The organism is Actinokineospora sp. NPDC051303 (assembly GCF_055586285.1).
The window spans coordinates 14445-27444 of the sequence record NZ_JBVJIN010000018.1 but is presented as its reverse complement, the minus strand read 5'-3'; the positions used below and the strand labels follow the sequence as shown (position 1 = coordinate 27444).

Annotated in this window: 12 protein-coding genes and 1 tRNA gene; 11 read left to right on the top strand and 2 right to left on the bottom strand. The window is 68.1% G+C overall.

Annotation, left to right across the window (positions count from 1 at the left end; all coding sequences use genetic code 11):
* Positions 1-9 precede the first annotated feature (9 nt).
* The 6 genes from ACZ6SD_RS15965 (at position 10) to vanX (ending at position 4984) form a co-directional block, all read left to right on the top strand.
* Positions 10-82 (top strand) — tRNA-Ala (locus ACZ6SD_RS15965).
* Positions 83-422: 340 nt separating this feature from the next.
* Positions 423-1190: a hypothetical protein gene (locus tag ACZ6SD_RS15960; protein ID WP_465317687.1), complete on the top strand. Its 768-nt coding sequence runs from the start codon at positions 423-425 to the stop codon at positions 1188-1190.
* A gap of 103 nt (positions 1191-1293) precedes the next feature.
* Complete coding sequence (locus tag ACZ6SD_RS15955; RefSeq protein WP_465317686.1) at positions 1294-2082, top strand: hypothetical protein; 789 nt, start codon at positions 1294-1296, stop codon at positions 2080-2082.
* A 229-nt stretch (positions 2083-2311) separates the two neighbouring features.
* Positions 2312-3349 (top strand): D-isomer specific 2-hydroxyacid dehydrogenase family protein, encoded by a 1038-nt coding sequence (locus tag ACZ6SD_RS15950; RefSeq protein WP_465317685.1) that lies wholly within the window; start codon positions 2312-2314, stop codon positions 3347-3349.
* Positions 3342-4379, top strand: coding sequence for a D-alanine--(R)-lactate ligase (vanA, locus tag ACZ6SD_RS15945; protein WP_465317784.1), 1038 nt, complete (start codon positions 3342-3344; stop codon positions 4377-4379). The genes ACZ6SD_RS15950 and vanA overlap by 8 nt, the downstream gene beginning before the upstream one ends.
* Entirely contained in the window at positions 4376-4984 is a 609-nt protein-coding gene (vanX, locus tag ACZ6SD_RS15940; RefSeq protein ID WP_465317684.1) for a D-Ala-D-Ala dipeptidase VanX, read from the top strand. The genes vanA and vanX overlap by 4 nt, the downstream gene beginning before the upstream one ends.
* Positions 4985-4995: 11 nt before the next feature.
* Here the strand turns inward: vanX and ACZ6SD_RS15935 are convergent, their stop codons facing one another.
* The gene (locus ACZ6SD_RS15935) at positions 4996-6102 is read right to left on the bottom strand and encodes a sensor histidine kinase (protein ID WP_465317683.1); all 1107 of its coding nucleotides are present in this window, start codon (positions 6100-6102) and stop codon (positions 4996-4998) included.
* Positions 6095-6790, bottom strand: coding sequence for a response regulator transcription factor (locus tag ACZ6SD_RS15930; protein ID WP_465317682.1), 696 nt, complete (start codon positions 6788-6790; stop codon positions 6095-6097). Before ACZ6SD_RS15930 ends, ACZ6SD_RS15935 begins: the two co-directional genes overlap by 8 nt.
* Positions 6791-6986: 196 nt before the next feature.
* Between ACZ6SD_RS15930 and ACZ6SD_RS15925 the strand changes: the two genes are divergently transcribed.
* From ACZ6SD_RS15925 to ACZ6SD_RS15905, 5 genes are all read left to right on the top strand, one after another.
* Positions 6987-7409, top strand: coding sequence for a M15 family metallopeptidase (locus tag ACZ6SD_RS15925; protein WP_465317681.1), 423 nt, complete (start codon positions 6987-6989; stop codon positions 7407-7409).
* Positions 7410-7576: 167 nt separating this feature from the next.
* Positions 7577-9205, top strand: coding sequence for a carboxylesterase/lipase family protein (locus ACZ6SD_RS15920; protein ID WP_465317680.1), 1629 nt, complete (start codon positions 7577-7579; stop codon positions 9203-9205).
* Between the two features lie 162 nt (positions 9206-9367).
* Complete coding sequence (locus ACZ6SD_RS15915) at positions 9368-10273, top strand: M48 family metalloprotease (RefSeq protein WP_465317679.1); 906 nt, start codon at positions 9368-9370, stop codon at positions 10271-10273.
* Positions 10274-10349: 76 nt separating this feature from the next.
* On the top strand, positions 10350-11519 hold the full coding sequence (locus ACZ6SD_RS15910; RefSeq protein WP_465317678.1) for a glycosyltransferase 87 family protein: 1170 nt from the start codon (positions 10350-10352) through the stop codon (positions 11517-11519).
* Positions 11520-11524: 5 nt separating this feature from the next.
* The gene (locus ACZ6SD_RS15905; protein WP_465317677.1) at positions 11525-12907 is read left to right on the top strand and encodes a dihydrolipoyl dehydrogenase family protein; all 1383 of its coding nucleotides are present in this window, start codon (positions 11525-11527) and stop codon (positions 12905-12907) included.
* Positions 12908-13000 lie beyond the last annotated feature (93 nt).

The following is a 13000-nucleotide window of genomic DNA, read 5'->3' as shown; positions in this document are numbered from 1 at the left end:
CACGACTTCGGGGCTGTAGCGCAGTTGGTAGCGCGTCTCGTTCGCATCGAGAAGGTCAGGGGTTCGATTCCCCTCAGCTCCACCCTAAAGGGCTTGCTAGAACATCGGCCTCAAGCCCATGCCTCCTAGTAGGTCGTCAATCACGTGAGATGAAGCAGGGCCACCCTCATTGGGGGTGGCCCTGCTTCCATTGTGGAGATTCTCGCTAAGCGGAGTGCGGCGGAGCGCGCATACTCAGGCGCGAAGGGCTTGTGTGATTCCACGCGGCTCTCTGTGTGACGGGTAATGAGGCGCCGATGGGAGACGATCTAGGGTGAGTGAGTAGCGAGAGTCCCCCGTCGTCGCGGTCGGTGAGAGGCGACGAGGAGCGTAGGCCGTCGCACCAGGGCACGTGGGCTGCGCTCGCCGGTTCGCTTGTCGCGTTGGCCGCCGATGTTGTCGGTATCGGCGGGCTGTGGGCGAACAGCCCCACGGCGGTGGTGCTCATCGCCGCGTTCATCGCCATCGTGTCGGGTGGTGTGCTCTTCGCTCGGGGGTGGGGCAAGACTCAGGGGGTCGCCTCCCTGCTGGCGTTGCTCAGTCTGACGGTAGGCGTGGTGCTGGTGGCCGTGGCTGTGTGGCTCCTGTCCGCACCGAGCAGGGTTGACGGCACGGCGGTGCCGACCAGCCCGACGGAAACCACGGTCACCGGTGCGTCAACCAGTCCGCCTGAGCGCCAGACCAGCTCGGCCGCTCCGACCTCGGATACCGGCGCTCCCGCGACGACCACGGTGACTACTGCGACCACGGCGACCACCGCGACCAGGCCCGCCGAGCGAGCGGCGCCGCCTGAGGTGCGGCTGGTGCGGCGGTCCGGGACGGACGTGGACACCGGCAGCCCCAAGGCCGTCAACGCGGAAGGGGCGACGGGTGCGGTCGATCTTTATCTCGACTACAACAACCTGCTGACCGCGAACGGCGCGGACTTCTATCGGGACAACGGTCCGGAGAACGAAGCGCAAGCCAGGTGCGCGGACGCGATCGAAGCCCAAGTGGGCGGTGAATCAGCGCTCTTGGCCGCCAGCGCGGGGTACCAGTACTGCTTCCGCACCTCCGAAGGCGCCGTGGGCTGGTTCCGTGTCAAAGCCGCCGACCTGGCCTCGTTCGATGCCGCCTACCTCACTCTCGCTGTGCGCGTGTGGAAGAACTGACCAAGAGAGTGCCCGGTAAGTCCTCTTTACACATCGAAGCCGAGAAGCCGCTTCGTGATCCAAGCGGTAGCCAACTGGTTTCCCCGTGCCTTAGCCTGAACAGGTGTCCGAACCGTCGAGACAGTCCTCGAATCCCCCAGCGATCGACAAAAACACAGTAGACCTATGGCAGGTAGCCGGGGGCATCGCCGGTGTTGCCAGTGTTGTGATCACCGTGGTCGGCAGCGCCTTTCCCGCGTCCGTTATCGCCGGATGCGTCCTGGTTCTGATCGGGGCCGTGCTTTTGTACCGGTGGGGTCGAGGCCGACAACAGCCGCACACCTTGAAAGGGTTTCTGCTCCCCGTCTGCGTCACCGTCTTGGGCGCTGCTCTGGTCGGTGCTGGCGTGCCGTCGATTCTCGGGAAAGAAAAATCTGCCGACGCCGCGGGTGGTGCGTCGGGCAGTTCGTCGTCGTCGGTTTCGCGGTCGACAACTCCTGCGACCGCGACGACTGGGACGTCAACCTCGCTGCCTGCGGGAGTCGGCGCCCCGGCCACACGGCACGAAGATCACGTCATCCTTTCCAGGGGGTACTCAATCGATCTGGATTCGACTGCCGCGAACTGGAATGTGCGAAGCGGTCGAGCGGACGGGAGTGAAATCGCTGTCTATGATTCGGTTGACACTTCCGGTGACATATCTCCGGTTGCGAGGGAAGCCAGCCACGCCGCCTGCGAGTCCGCGACCGAGTTTTATAGCAGCATCCTGGGTCAAGGCATGATGGAGGAAGGGGATACTTTTTGCATCAAAACAGACGGAGGGAGGTGGGCGAAAGTGACTGTCGCGGCAACAAGGGCCGACAAGTCCGGCGCGGAGTTGGACATAGTCGTGTGGGAGAAGACCCGTCCCTGAACACTGAAGATCCAGACCGCGAACCACCGCCGCCACCGTCTAGAGACCTGATCAAGCAAGGTCCTCCCTGGTCCTTCGGGCTTGCGGGTCGCACAGGGTTGTAGTGGTGGGTGTGGTGGCCCTCTTGCTCCTGGTGGAGCGGGAGGGTTTTTTGTATGGGGGTGCATATCGTCGGTGTATTGAAAAATGGATACGTGGTGGCAACGTGGTGGTGGGTTGACTGGGGGGCATGACCTACAGCGAACTGGGGCGGGTGGGGGAGCGCCGCGAGGTAGCGCCGGTGGCTGGGGACTGCTCGGCTGGTCCGCCTGTTGGGGTCACGGTTTACGGGTGTGGGTGGGACGAGGCCGCGTTGGTTCGGGACGTGGGGCCTCGGGTGGGGGTGGTGGCCAGAGTCACTGAGGCGGCGGTTTCTGAGGCCAATGTGGAGTTGGCCGTGGGGAATCGGTGCGTCAGTGTTGGGCATAAGAGCCGTGTTACCGACGCTACTCTTCTTGCGCTTAGTCGGGTGGGGGTGGCGTACGTGTCCACCAGGAGTATCGGGTTCAACCATATCGACGTGGAGTACGCGGCCAGTGTTGGCATAGTTGTCGGCAATGTCGCTTATTCGCCGGATAGTGTGGCGGATTATACGGTGATGTTGATGCTGATGGCGGTGCGGGATGTGAAGTCCGTTCTTCGGCGGGTGGATGCTCAGGACTACCGGGTCGGTGGTGTGCGTGGGCGGGAGTTACGTGATCTGACCGTCGGGGTGGTGGGGACGGGGCGTATTGGGGCGGCGGTTCTTGAACGGTTGGGGGGCTTTGGGTGTCGGACGTTGGCCTACGATATTCAGCCTCGGGATGGGGCCGAATATGTTTCGCTTGATGAGTTGGTCGAGCGGAGCGATATTGTGACGCTGCATGCGCCGCTCACCGCGGAGACTCACCATCTTTTGGATCGCGGGCGTATTGGGCGGATGAAGCGCGGGGCCTTTGTCGTCAATACTGGGCGGGGTGCGCTTGTGGATACCGACGCGCTTATCTCTGGGTTGGAAAGCGGTAGGTTGGGTGGGGCGGCGTTGGATGTCCTCGAAGGGGAGGAAGGGGTGTTCTACGCCGACTGCCGGGGTGGGGTCCTTGACGGTTCGGTGGCGCGCCTTCAGCGGTTGCCTAATGTGATCGTCACGCCGCATATCGCTTATTACACGGACCACAGTCTGCGGGACATGGTCGAGAACAGTCTGGTCAACTGCGTGAACTTTGAAAGCGGGAAGCGTCATGGATAGGCTGAAGGTCGGTATCGTGTTCGGGGGCTGCTCCGAGGAGCACCCGGTTTCCGTCAAGTCGGCGCGAGAGGTCGCGAAGAATCTCGACACCGCGAAGTATGAGCCGTACTGGATCGGGATCACGACTGCTGGGGCCTGGAAACTGTGCGACGGGCCGGACGGGGACTGGGAAAACAGCGGTCGTTCGGTCGTGCTGGCGCCGGACCGAGGCGTCGGCGGCTTGGTCGTGCTGGCGGACGGCAAATACGAGACCATCGGGTTGGACCTGGTGTTGCCCGTTCTCCACGGCAAGTTCGGCGAGGACGGCGCGATGCAGGGATTGGCGGAGCTCGCGGGGATTCCCTACGCGGGCTGCGACGTCCAAAGTTCCGCCCTGTGCATGGACAAGTCCCTTGCCTACCTGGTGGTGAACAGCGCGGGGATCGCCACGCCGAACTTCTGGGTCGTCTCGGCGGCGGAGGACATCGATCCCGGTCGGCTGGACTATCCGGTCTTTGTGAAACCGGCTCGGTCGGGGTCGTCTTTCGGGGTGACCAAGGTGTCCCGGGAAGAAGACCTGCCGAGTGCGGTGGCGGAGGCGCGGCGGTATGACTCGAAGGTGTTGATCGAGGAAGCCGTTGTGGGCAGTGAAGTGGGGTGTGCGGTGCTGGGCAACGATCCGGATCTGATGGTGGGCGAGCCGGATCAGATTCGGCTGTCGCACGGGTTCTTCAAGATCCATCAGGAGGAGAATCCGGAGAGTGGTTCGGAGAACTCCACGATAGTCGTGCCCGCCGACATCCCGGCGGCGACGCGCTTGCTGGTTCAGGAGACGGCGAAGGCCATCTATCGGGCGCTGGGGTGCGCGGGCCTGGCGCGGGTCGACATGTTCTTGAAGGACGACGGGACGGTGATGCTCAACGAGGTCAACACGTTTCCGGGCATGACCTCCTACAGCCGCTATCCGCGCATGATGGCCGCGGCGGGGCTGTCGTTGTCCGAGGTGATCGACCGGATCGTGGCGGCGGCGTTGTCGGAGAAAACTCGATGAACGATGGTTTCGTCTTCGTCGACGAGATGGTGCCGGGGATACGCTGGGACGCCAAGTACGCCACCTGGGACAACTTCACCGGCAAGCCGGTGGACGGGTATGTGGCGAATCGGATCGTCGGCACCCGGGACCTGTGCGCGGCCCTGGAGAACGCCCGGGAAAAAGCGGCGGCGCTCGGCTTCGGCTTGCTGCTGTGGGATGGCTATCGGCCGCAGCGTGCGGTGGACTCCTTCTTCCGGTGGTCGCGGCAGCCGGAGGACGGCCGGACGAAGCAGCGGCACTATCCGAACATCAATAGGGCCGAGATGTTCACCCGGGGATACGTGGCCGCCAAGTCGGGGCACAGCCGGGGCAGCACGGTCGACTTGACGCTCTACGACTTGACCAGCGGCGAACGCGCTCCCATGGGCGGCGACCATGATCTGATGGACGCGGTCTCACACCACGGGGCGCGGGAGATCACGCGAGTCGAAGCGCGCAACCGGGCTTACCTTCGCTCCATCATGGCCGACTGCGGGTTCAGATCGTACGAACGCGAATGGTGGCACTACACGCTGAAAAACGAGCCCTATCCGGACACCTATTTTGATTTCCCCATCATCTAGACGGTGAGTTGTCAGCCGGGGGCGGCGGGCAGGCGGACCATGACGCGGAGGCCGCCCGCCGGGCGGGGGGCGAGGGTGAGGGTTCCGTCATGGGCTTCGATGATGCTTTTGACGATCGCCAGGCCGAGTCCGACCCCGGCGTGGTCGGCGCGGATGCGTTCGCTGCCACGCTGAAACGGCTCAGCCAGGGTGGACACCAATTGCGGGGTGAGAGTCTCGCCGGTGTTCTCGACGGTGAGCACGACGTCCTTGGGGTGCAGTCTGGTGGTGACCCACACGATGCCCTTTTCGGGAAGATTGTGGACGATCGCGTTGTGCACGAGATTCGTGGTCATCTGCAGCAGCAGCGCGGGTGAGCCGATGGCGGGCGCGATGTCGCCGGAGGTCTCGATGGTGATGCCGCGTTTCTCCGCCAGCGGGAGCAGGGTTTCCGTGGCCTCTTCCGCCGTCAGGGACAGGTCGACGTGCTCCCGGTTGAATGAGCGCTGGTTCGCGCGGCTGAGCAGGAGCAGCGCCTCGATGAGATCGATCGCGCGGATGTTGACGAAGTGAAGGCGGTCGACCAGCTCGCCTGCGTCGCGGTCCTGATCGTTGCGGGCCACCTCCAGCAGGGTCTGCGTGATCGCCAGTGGCGTGCGCAGTTCGTGGGCGGCGTTGGCGGCGAACCTTCGCTGCTCGGCGTCGTGGGCTTCGAGCCGCGCGAGCATGGTGTCGAAGGCGTCGGCGAGTTCGCGGAACTCGTCCTGGTGGCCTTCCAGCTGAATCCGGTGGGAAAGCGAGCCGTTCGCGGCCAGGCGGGTGGCGTTCGTGATGCGCGTCAGCGGCGCCAGCATGCTGCCCGCCAGGGCCCAGCCGCCCAGGAGGCCGAACATCAGCAGGAAAACCAGCATCGCGGCCGCCTTCGGGGCGAAGGCGCGCAGCAGGTCGGAGCGGTCGGGCACGAACATCTGATCGAACGACGGCCGCGTGCCCGGCGGCGGGTTGGCGATCACCTCGGGCACGTAGCGCAGCAGGAACACCCACACGACCGCGAGCAGCAGGGCGCCCGCGACCATCAGGAAACCGGCGTAGCTGAGGGTCAGTTTGAGGCGGACGCTCACCCCCGGCTGTCTATCCACGACCCGCCCCCTCGCTGTCGGCGCTGGCCGAGTTGTCGATGCGGTAGCCGACGCCTGCCACCGTGGCGATGACCCAGGGTTCGCCAAGGCGTTTGCGCAGAGCCGACACCGTGATCCGCACGGCGTTGGTGAACGGGTCGGCGTTCTCGTCCCAGGCCCGCGCCAGGAGTTCCTCAGCGCTGACGACACCGCCCTCCGCCGCGACGAGGACTTCGAGCACGGCGAACTGTTTCCGGGTGAGCGCGATGTAGCGGCCGTCGCGGTAGACCTCGCGGCGGAACGGGTCCACCCGCAGACCCGCGATCTCCCGCACCGGCGGCCTGCTGTGGGCGCGCCTGCGGTCGAGCGCCCTGAGCCGCAGCACCAGCTCCCGTAGCTCGAAGGGCTTGGTGAGGTAGTCGTCAGCGCCGAGTTGGAACCCGGTGGCCTTGTCGTCCAAGCGGTCGGCCGCGGTGAGCATGAGAATCGGCATTCCGCTGCCGGACTCGACAATGCTTCGGGCGATCTCGTCGCCGGACGGGCCGGGGATATCGCGGTCGAGGACGGCGATGTCGTAGGCGTTGACGCTCAACAGTTCCAGCGCGGTGTCGCCGTCACCGGCGATGTCCGCCGCGATCGCCTCCAGGCGCAGGCCATCGCGGATGGCTTCGGCCATGTAGGGCTCGTCCTCGACAATCAGCACACGCATGCTCGCCGATGCTACGACCACGCCCATATCGCCCGCATATCGAAAACCGGGTACGCGCTGGCAACACCCGGTCGCCTTGACTGGCGGCATGTCCCACAGCGAGCGAACAGCGGCCCGTCCCGCCCCCATTCCCGCGACGTCATCATCGGTTGTCCGGCCCGTTCTGGGCAAGGCGCATGGCGCTGTCCCCGAGCCGGTGAGCGTATTCGACGACGAGACTCCCGCAGTGGCCAACCTCGATCCCGGTCTGCTCGCCGCCCTGCGTAGAGCCGCCACCGCCGCGGCGGACGACGGGGTCGAGATCTTCGTCAATGGCGGCTGGCGTTCCCCGCGTTACCAGGAACACCTGCTCCGGCAAGCGGTCGCGAAACACGGCTCGGAAAAGGAAGCCGCCCGATGGGTGACCACGCCCGACAAGTCCGCCCACGTGTCCGGGAACGCGGTGGACATTTGGCCTCCCGACGCCAGAAAGTGGCTGTCCGAGCACGGCGCCGAATACGGGCTGTGCCAGATTTACCGAAACGAGCCCTGGCACTACGAACTGCGGCCAGAGGCCATCGTGGACGGCTGCCCGCCGATGTACGCCGACCCGTCGCAAGACCCGCGGATGTGGCGGTGACCAGGATCACGTGGTCGGTGGTTGAGGGCTTGGCCTGAACCGGAAAGGCAGGTACGTGGGCTAATACGCATTTCGGCCGATGGCGAACGTGTCGGGCGTGCACCAAGGTTCGCGGTGGGCGCGATGGTCCGTCGCGAGCTGTTGTCGGGGAATGTGAAGGGAACGTCGTGGCGCGAACAAGGATGTTGAGCGGCAGGCTGGCCGCGTTGGGCGTCGGGCTGGCCGCGGTCGCGGGGCTTGCCGTCGTGATGCCGAACGCGGTGGCGGCGTCCCAAGAGGACGACGGGGTGGTCAGCACCGACGCGGGCGTGATCCGCGGTGTCGTCGGGGAGAGCGGCCGCGCGTTCCTCGGCGTGCCGTTCGCGCAGGCTCCGGTGGGTGAGCTGCGGTGGCAGGCGCCGCGTCCGGTGGCGTCCTGGACCGGCGTGCGCGACGCCGTCAGCCCGGGGCCGCTCTGCGCGCAGAACCCCGCTCCCGCTGGCGGCACGCCGACCGGCTCCACCGCGGAAGACTGCCTGTACCTCAACGTGTACGCCCCGGCAGGCGCGCGCTCGGGCGCCGACCTGCCGGTGATGGTGTGGCTGCACGGCGGAGGTTTCGTCATCGGTGGCGGTTCGCTCTACGGCCCGCAAAACCTGGCCAACACGACCAACAGCGTCGTGGTGACCACCAACTACCGGCTGGGCGCGCTCGGCTTCCTCGCGCTCCCGGGCCTGACGGCAGCGGACCCGGCGCTCAACTTCGGCATCCAGGACCAGCAGGCCGCGCTGCGCTGGACCCGCCGCAACATCGAGAACTTCGGCGGCGACCGCGACCGGGTGACGCTGTTCGGCGAGTCGGCGGGCGCGGGGAGCGTCTGCGCCAACCTCACCTCGCCCGGGGCGGCGGGGCTGTTCCACCGCGCGGTCATGCAGAGCGGCGCCTGCGCCTTCGCCCGGCCTGGCAGCGAGCCGGAAGCCGACAAGTACGCCAGGAGCCAGAAGTTCGCGGCCCAGCTCGGCTGCCCCGACGGCCCGGAGCAGATCGCCTGCCTGCGGGGCAAGGAGGTCAAGGACCTCATCGGCCCGGCGGGCGGCGAGAACCCGCTGCTCAGCGGCGGCTGGAGCCCGGTCGTGGACGGAGCCGTGCTGCCGGGCGAGCCGGTCCGCAGGATGGAGGCGGGCCAGTTCCACCGGATGCCGATCATGCTCGGGACCAACCGCGACGAGGGGCGCCTGTTCACCTACCTGGCCTACGGCCCGCGCGGCATCACCGAGGACGAGTACCGCAAGCTCCTCGTCGGCATGACCGGCTCCGAGGCGGCGGCGAACACGATCGGGAACATCTACTCGACCAAGCGCTACGGCACGCCCGTCAACGCGCTGAGCGCCATCATCACCGACTCCGCGTTCGCCTACCACACCGACCGGGTGGCCAAGGCCGTCAGCGGGCGCACACCGACCTTCGCCTACGAGTTCACCGACGCGGACGCGCCACTGTCGCTAGCGGCCAAGGACCTGCGGATCGGGGCGTACCACGGCGGCGAGATCCAGTACCTGCTCACCATGCCCAGCACCGTTCTGATGAACGACGCGCAGCGGGCGCTGTCGGGCCAGATGATGCGCTACTGGGGCAACTTCGCCGCCACCGGCGACCCCAACCGCGGGGCCGCGGTCCCGCAGTGGCCCGCCTTCAACATCTTCAGCACCCCGTACCGCAATCTGAATCCCAGCGCCGCGCCCGCGACGTTCAGCTGGGGCTCCTACCAGCACACGCACAACCTCGCGTTCTGGAAGCTCGCCGCCGGACTCGGCTGAGCGCCGGACTCCTGGCGTCGGCCAGCGCCCACCCATTCGGTCCCGTCCGCCGAATGGGTGGGCGCTCCCCTGTCCGCCCAAGCAAGATCCGGTCGTGGACAGTGGCGGTGGGGGCGGGCAAGGTTGAGGGGCCTTGGCGTCGACGCACGTGTGGGAGTTGCGGTGGGGGAGACCTGGATTCCGCGGGGCGGGTCGGTTCGGCGGGGGCCGGACGCGCCCGCGGTGATGAGCGCGGTGTTCGCGTTGCCCGCCTTCCTCAGCAGCCTCGTCGTGGTGGCCGTGCTGGCGCGGGTCGTGTGGCCTTCGCCGCAGTGGGCGGCCTGGGTCGTCGCCGTCGCCTGGGTGGCGTCGGGGGCGCTGACCTTCGTGCCGTGGGTGGAGAAGGTGCTCGCCGGGGCCATGTTCAGCATGCGGGCGCCCACCGTGGGCGAGCGGCAGCGGCTGGAGCCGCTGTGGCGCTCGGTGTGCGCGGCGGCGGGGACCGACCCAAGGCGGTACACGCTGTGGGTCGAGCAGTCCCGCGACCTCAACGCCTTCGCCGCGGGTGGGCGGACGGTGGCGGTCACCCGGCGCGCGCTGGACCTGCCGGGGCGGTCGCTGGAGGCGATCCTCGCCCATGAGCTGGGGCACCACTTGTCCGGGCACGCGCGGGTGTCGCTGCTGGGCTGGTGGTACGAACTGCCCGCGCGCGGGTCGATCCAGGTGGTGCGCTTGGCCGTGCGGCTCGTCGGGTTCGTCGGCCGCGTGTTCCTGCGCTTCGGCAGCGCCGCCGCCGGGCTGGCCTCGGTGCTGGTCGCGCTGATCCTGCTGTTCGGGCTGGTGGTGCTGAACCCGTGGCTGGTGCTGATGCCGCTGCTCAGCCCGCTGCTGGCCTGGGCGAGCAGGCTCGGCGAGTACCGGGCCGACCGCACGGCCGCCACGCTGGGTTACGGGCCCGCGCTGATCGAGGTGCTGTCCGGCTGGCTCGCCGCCGACCCGCACGGCGCCCGGCGGCCCCTGCGGGCGCGGATGCTGGCCAGCCACCCCGCGCACGCCGACCGGATCCGGCGGCTGCGCGCGTTGGCCTGAACTCTCCGCACAGTTCCGCGATCGCCGGTGGTGTTGCGCCGATAGGGTGACGCGCATGGGGGGACACAGACGGCGCGTGCCTATCGTCGTGACCGGGCTGATGGTCGCGGTCGGGGGCTTGGCCGTGGTGTTCTGGCTGGCCGGGTGGGGACTCGGGGTCGACAGCTCGGTCTACCGGGCGGGCGCGCTCACCCTGCTGCACGGTGACTCCCTGTACGCGCCGCTGACCACCGGAGAGGTGTGGGCGCCGCCGCTGCCGTTCACCTACCCGCCGATCGCGGGGCTGGTGTTCGTGCCGCTGACCATGCTGCCCGCGCAACTCGCGTGGGGCGCGGTGGCGGCGCTGTCGGCCCTGGCGCTCGGGGTGGTCCTGCGGGCGAGCCTGCCCGGCGCGCTGCGGCAAGGCTGGCCGTTCGCGGCGCTGCTGCTCGCCGTGCTCGCGCTGGAGCCGGTGTGGCGGTCGCTGGGGCTGGGGCAGGTCAACCTGATCCTGATGGCGATGGTCGTCGCGGACGTCCTGCTGCTGCGCGGTGCCAAGGTCTCCGGGCTGCTGATCGGCCTGGCCGCCGCGGTGAAGCTGACGCCGCTGATCTTCGTGGCGCACCTGGTGGTCACCCGGCGGTGGGCGGACGCCGGGCGCGCGCTCGGGGCGTTCGCCGCGCTCAACCTGCTCGCCGCCGCGGCGCTGCCGGACGACACCGTGCGGTTCTGGACCGAGGCGCTGGTCGACGGCAACGACGCCACCACCAACTCGTGGATCGGCAACCAGTCCCTCAACGGCCTGCTCCAGCGGGCGACCGGGGAGAGCCGCGGCGCTTTCCTGCTTTTCGTTGTGGTTGCCTTGTTCGTCTTAGCCGTCGCCGCGCTGGTGGCGCACAGGCTTGACCGGCGCGGCGAGAGCATGGGCGCGCTGCTGGTCACCGCGTTTGCCGGGCTGCTGGTAAGTCCGGTGTCTTGGACGCACCACTGGGTGTGGGCAGTGCCGCTGGCCGGGTTCCTCTTACGTCTCGCCACTGTCTGGTCGTGGACAGCGCTGGGTGTGCTCGTCGTCGTGTTCACCGGGTGGCAATTCCGCCTGGTCCCCAGCGGCGCCAAGGTCGAGTTGCACTGGTCGCCCGGCCATGCGCTGCTCGGCAACGCCTACGTGCTGGCCGCGCTCGTGTTCACCCCGGTCATCGCGACCCTGGCCCTGCGCGGGCGGGGGCGCCGTGCTGAGGTGTTGGCAGGAACCGCTTCGAGGAGTTGATGGTCTTGGCTGAGGACGTGCGCACGGTCGACATCGCGGTGGTCGGGCTGGGACCGGGCGGGGAGGCGCTGGCGACCCGGCTGGCGGGCGCCGGGCTGTCCATCGCGGGCATCGAGTCCCGGCTCGTCGGCGGTGAGTGCCCGTACTACGCCTGCGTCCCGACGAAGATGATGATCCGCGCCGCCGACTCGCTCGCAGAGGCCCGCCGGGTGTCGGCGCTGGCGGGCTCGGCGGAGGTGCGCGCGGACTGGGCGCCGGTCGCCGCGCGCCTGCGGGACGAGGCCACCGACGACTGGGACGACCGGGTCGCCGTCGAGCGGCTGGTCGCCGCCGGGGTCGAGTTCGTCCGCGGCCGCGCGAAGATCACCGCACCGGGTGAGCTCGTCGTCACCAGCCCGGACGGGGACCGCGTGGTCCGGGCCCGGCGCGGCATCGTCGTCAACCCCGGCACCGATCCGGCGGTCCCGCCGATTCCCGGCCTGGCCGACGCCCCGGTCTGGACCAACCGCGACGCGGTGCGCGCCGAGGCCGTGCCCGAGTCGCTGATCGTCATCGGCGGCGGGCCGGTCGGCTGCGAGTTCGCCCAGGTCTTCGCCCGGTTCGGGGCGAAGGTGACGGTGTTGCAGTCCAACGAGCGCCTGCTGCCCCAGGACGAGCCTGAGTCGAGCGCGCTGCTCGCCGAGCGGTTCGCCGCGGAGCACATCCTGGTCAAGACCGGCGTCAAGATCACCGCCTGCGACTACGACGGGCAGCGGTTCACCCTGCACATCAAGGGCGCGGAGCCGGTGACCGCGGACCAGGTGCTGGTGGCGGCGGGCCGCAAGACCGACCTGGCCGCGCTGGGGGTCGGCGCGTTCGGGTTGGACGAGTCGGCGCGCGGGATCACGGTGGACGAGCGAATGCGCGCGGCCGACGGTTTGTGGGCCATCGGCGACATCACCGGCAAGGGCGCGTTCACCCATATGTCGATGTACCAGTCCGGTATCGCGGCCGCGGACATCCTCGGCGAAGACAGCCCGGCCGCCGACTATCGCGCCGTTCCCCGTGTGACTTTTACCGACCCGGAGGTCGGTTCGGTTGGTTTTACCGAAAACGCCGCGCGCGAGGCGGGACTGACCGTGCGCGTCGGCGTCGCGCGGATTCCGGAGTCCTCGCGCGGCTGGATTCACAAGGTGGGCAACGAGGGCCTGATCAAGCTGATCGAGGACGCCGACCGCGGCGTTCTCGTGGGCGCGACCTCGGTCGGGCCCACGGGCGGGGAAGTGCTCGGGGCGCTGGCGGTGGCGATCCACGGCGAGGTGCCGGTGGCCCGGTTGCGGCACATGATCTATGCGTATCCGACGTTCCACCGGGCGATCGGGGACGCCGTGAATGACCTTCACGAATGAGGGATTAGTAGCAATAGAGTCACGGTATGTCCCCATTTAGCTGAGCGGCTGGACGTGGTCACTCGACAGGGTGTAAATCCTTGTGCGCCCAAT

What these genes read in the sequence shown, in the direction of transcription:
- ACZ6SD_RS15950 (WP_465317685.1), top strand. Translation starts at nt 2,312, where the DNA reads ATGACCTACAGCGAACTGGGGCGGGTGGGGGAGCGCCGCGAGGTAGCG.
- vanA (WP_465317784.1), top strand. Translation starts at nt 3,342, where the DNA reads ATGGATAGGCTGAAGGTCGGTATCGTGTTCGGGGGCTGCTCCGAGGAG.
- vanX (WP_465317684.1), top strand. Translation starts at nt 4,376, where the DNA reads ATGAACGATGGTTTCGTCTTCGTCGACGAGATGGTGCCGGGGATACGC.
- ACZ6SD_RS15930 (WP_465317682.1), bottom strand. Translation starts at nt 6,790, where the DNA reads ATGCGTGTGCTGATTGTCGAGGACGAGCCCTACATGGCCGAAGCCATC.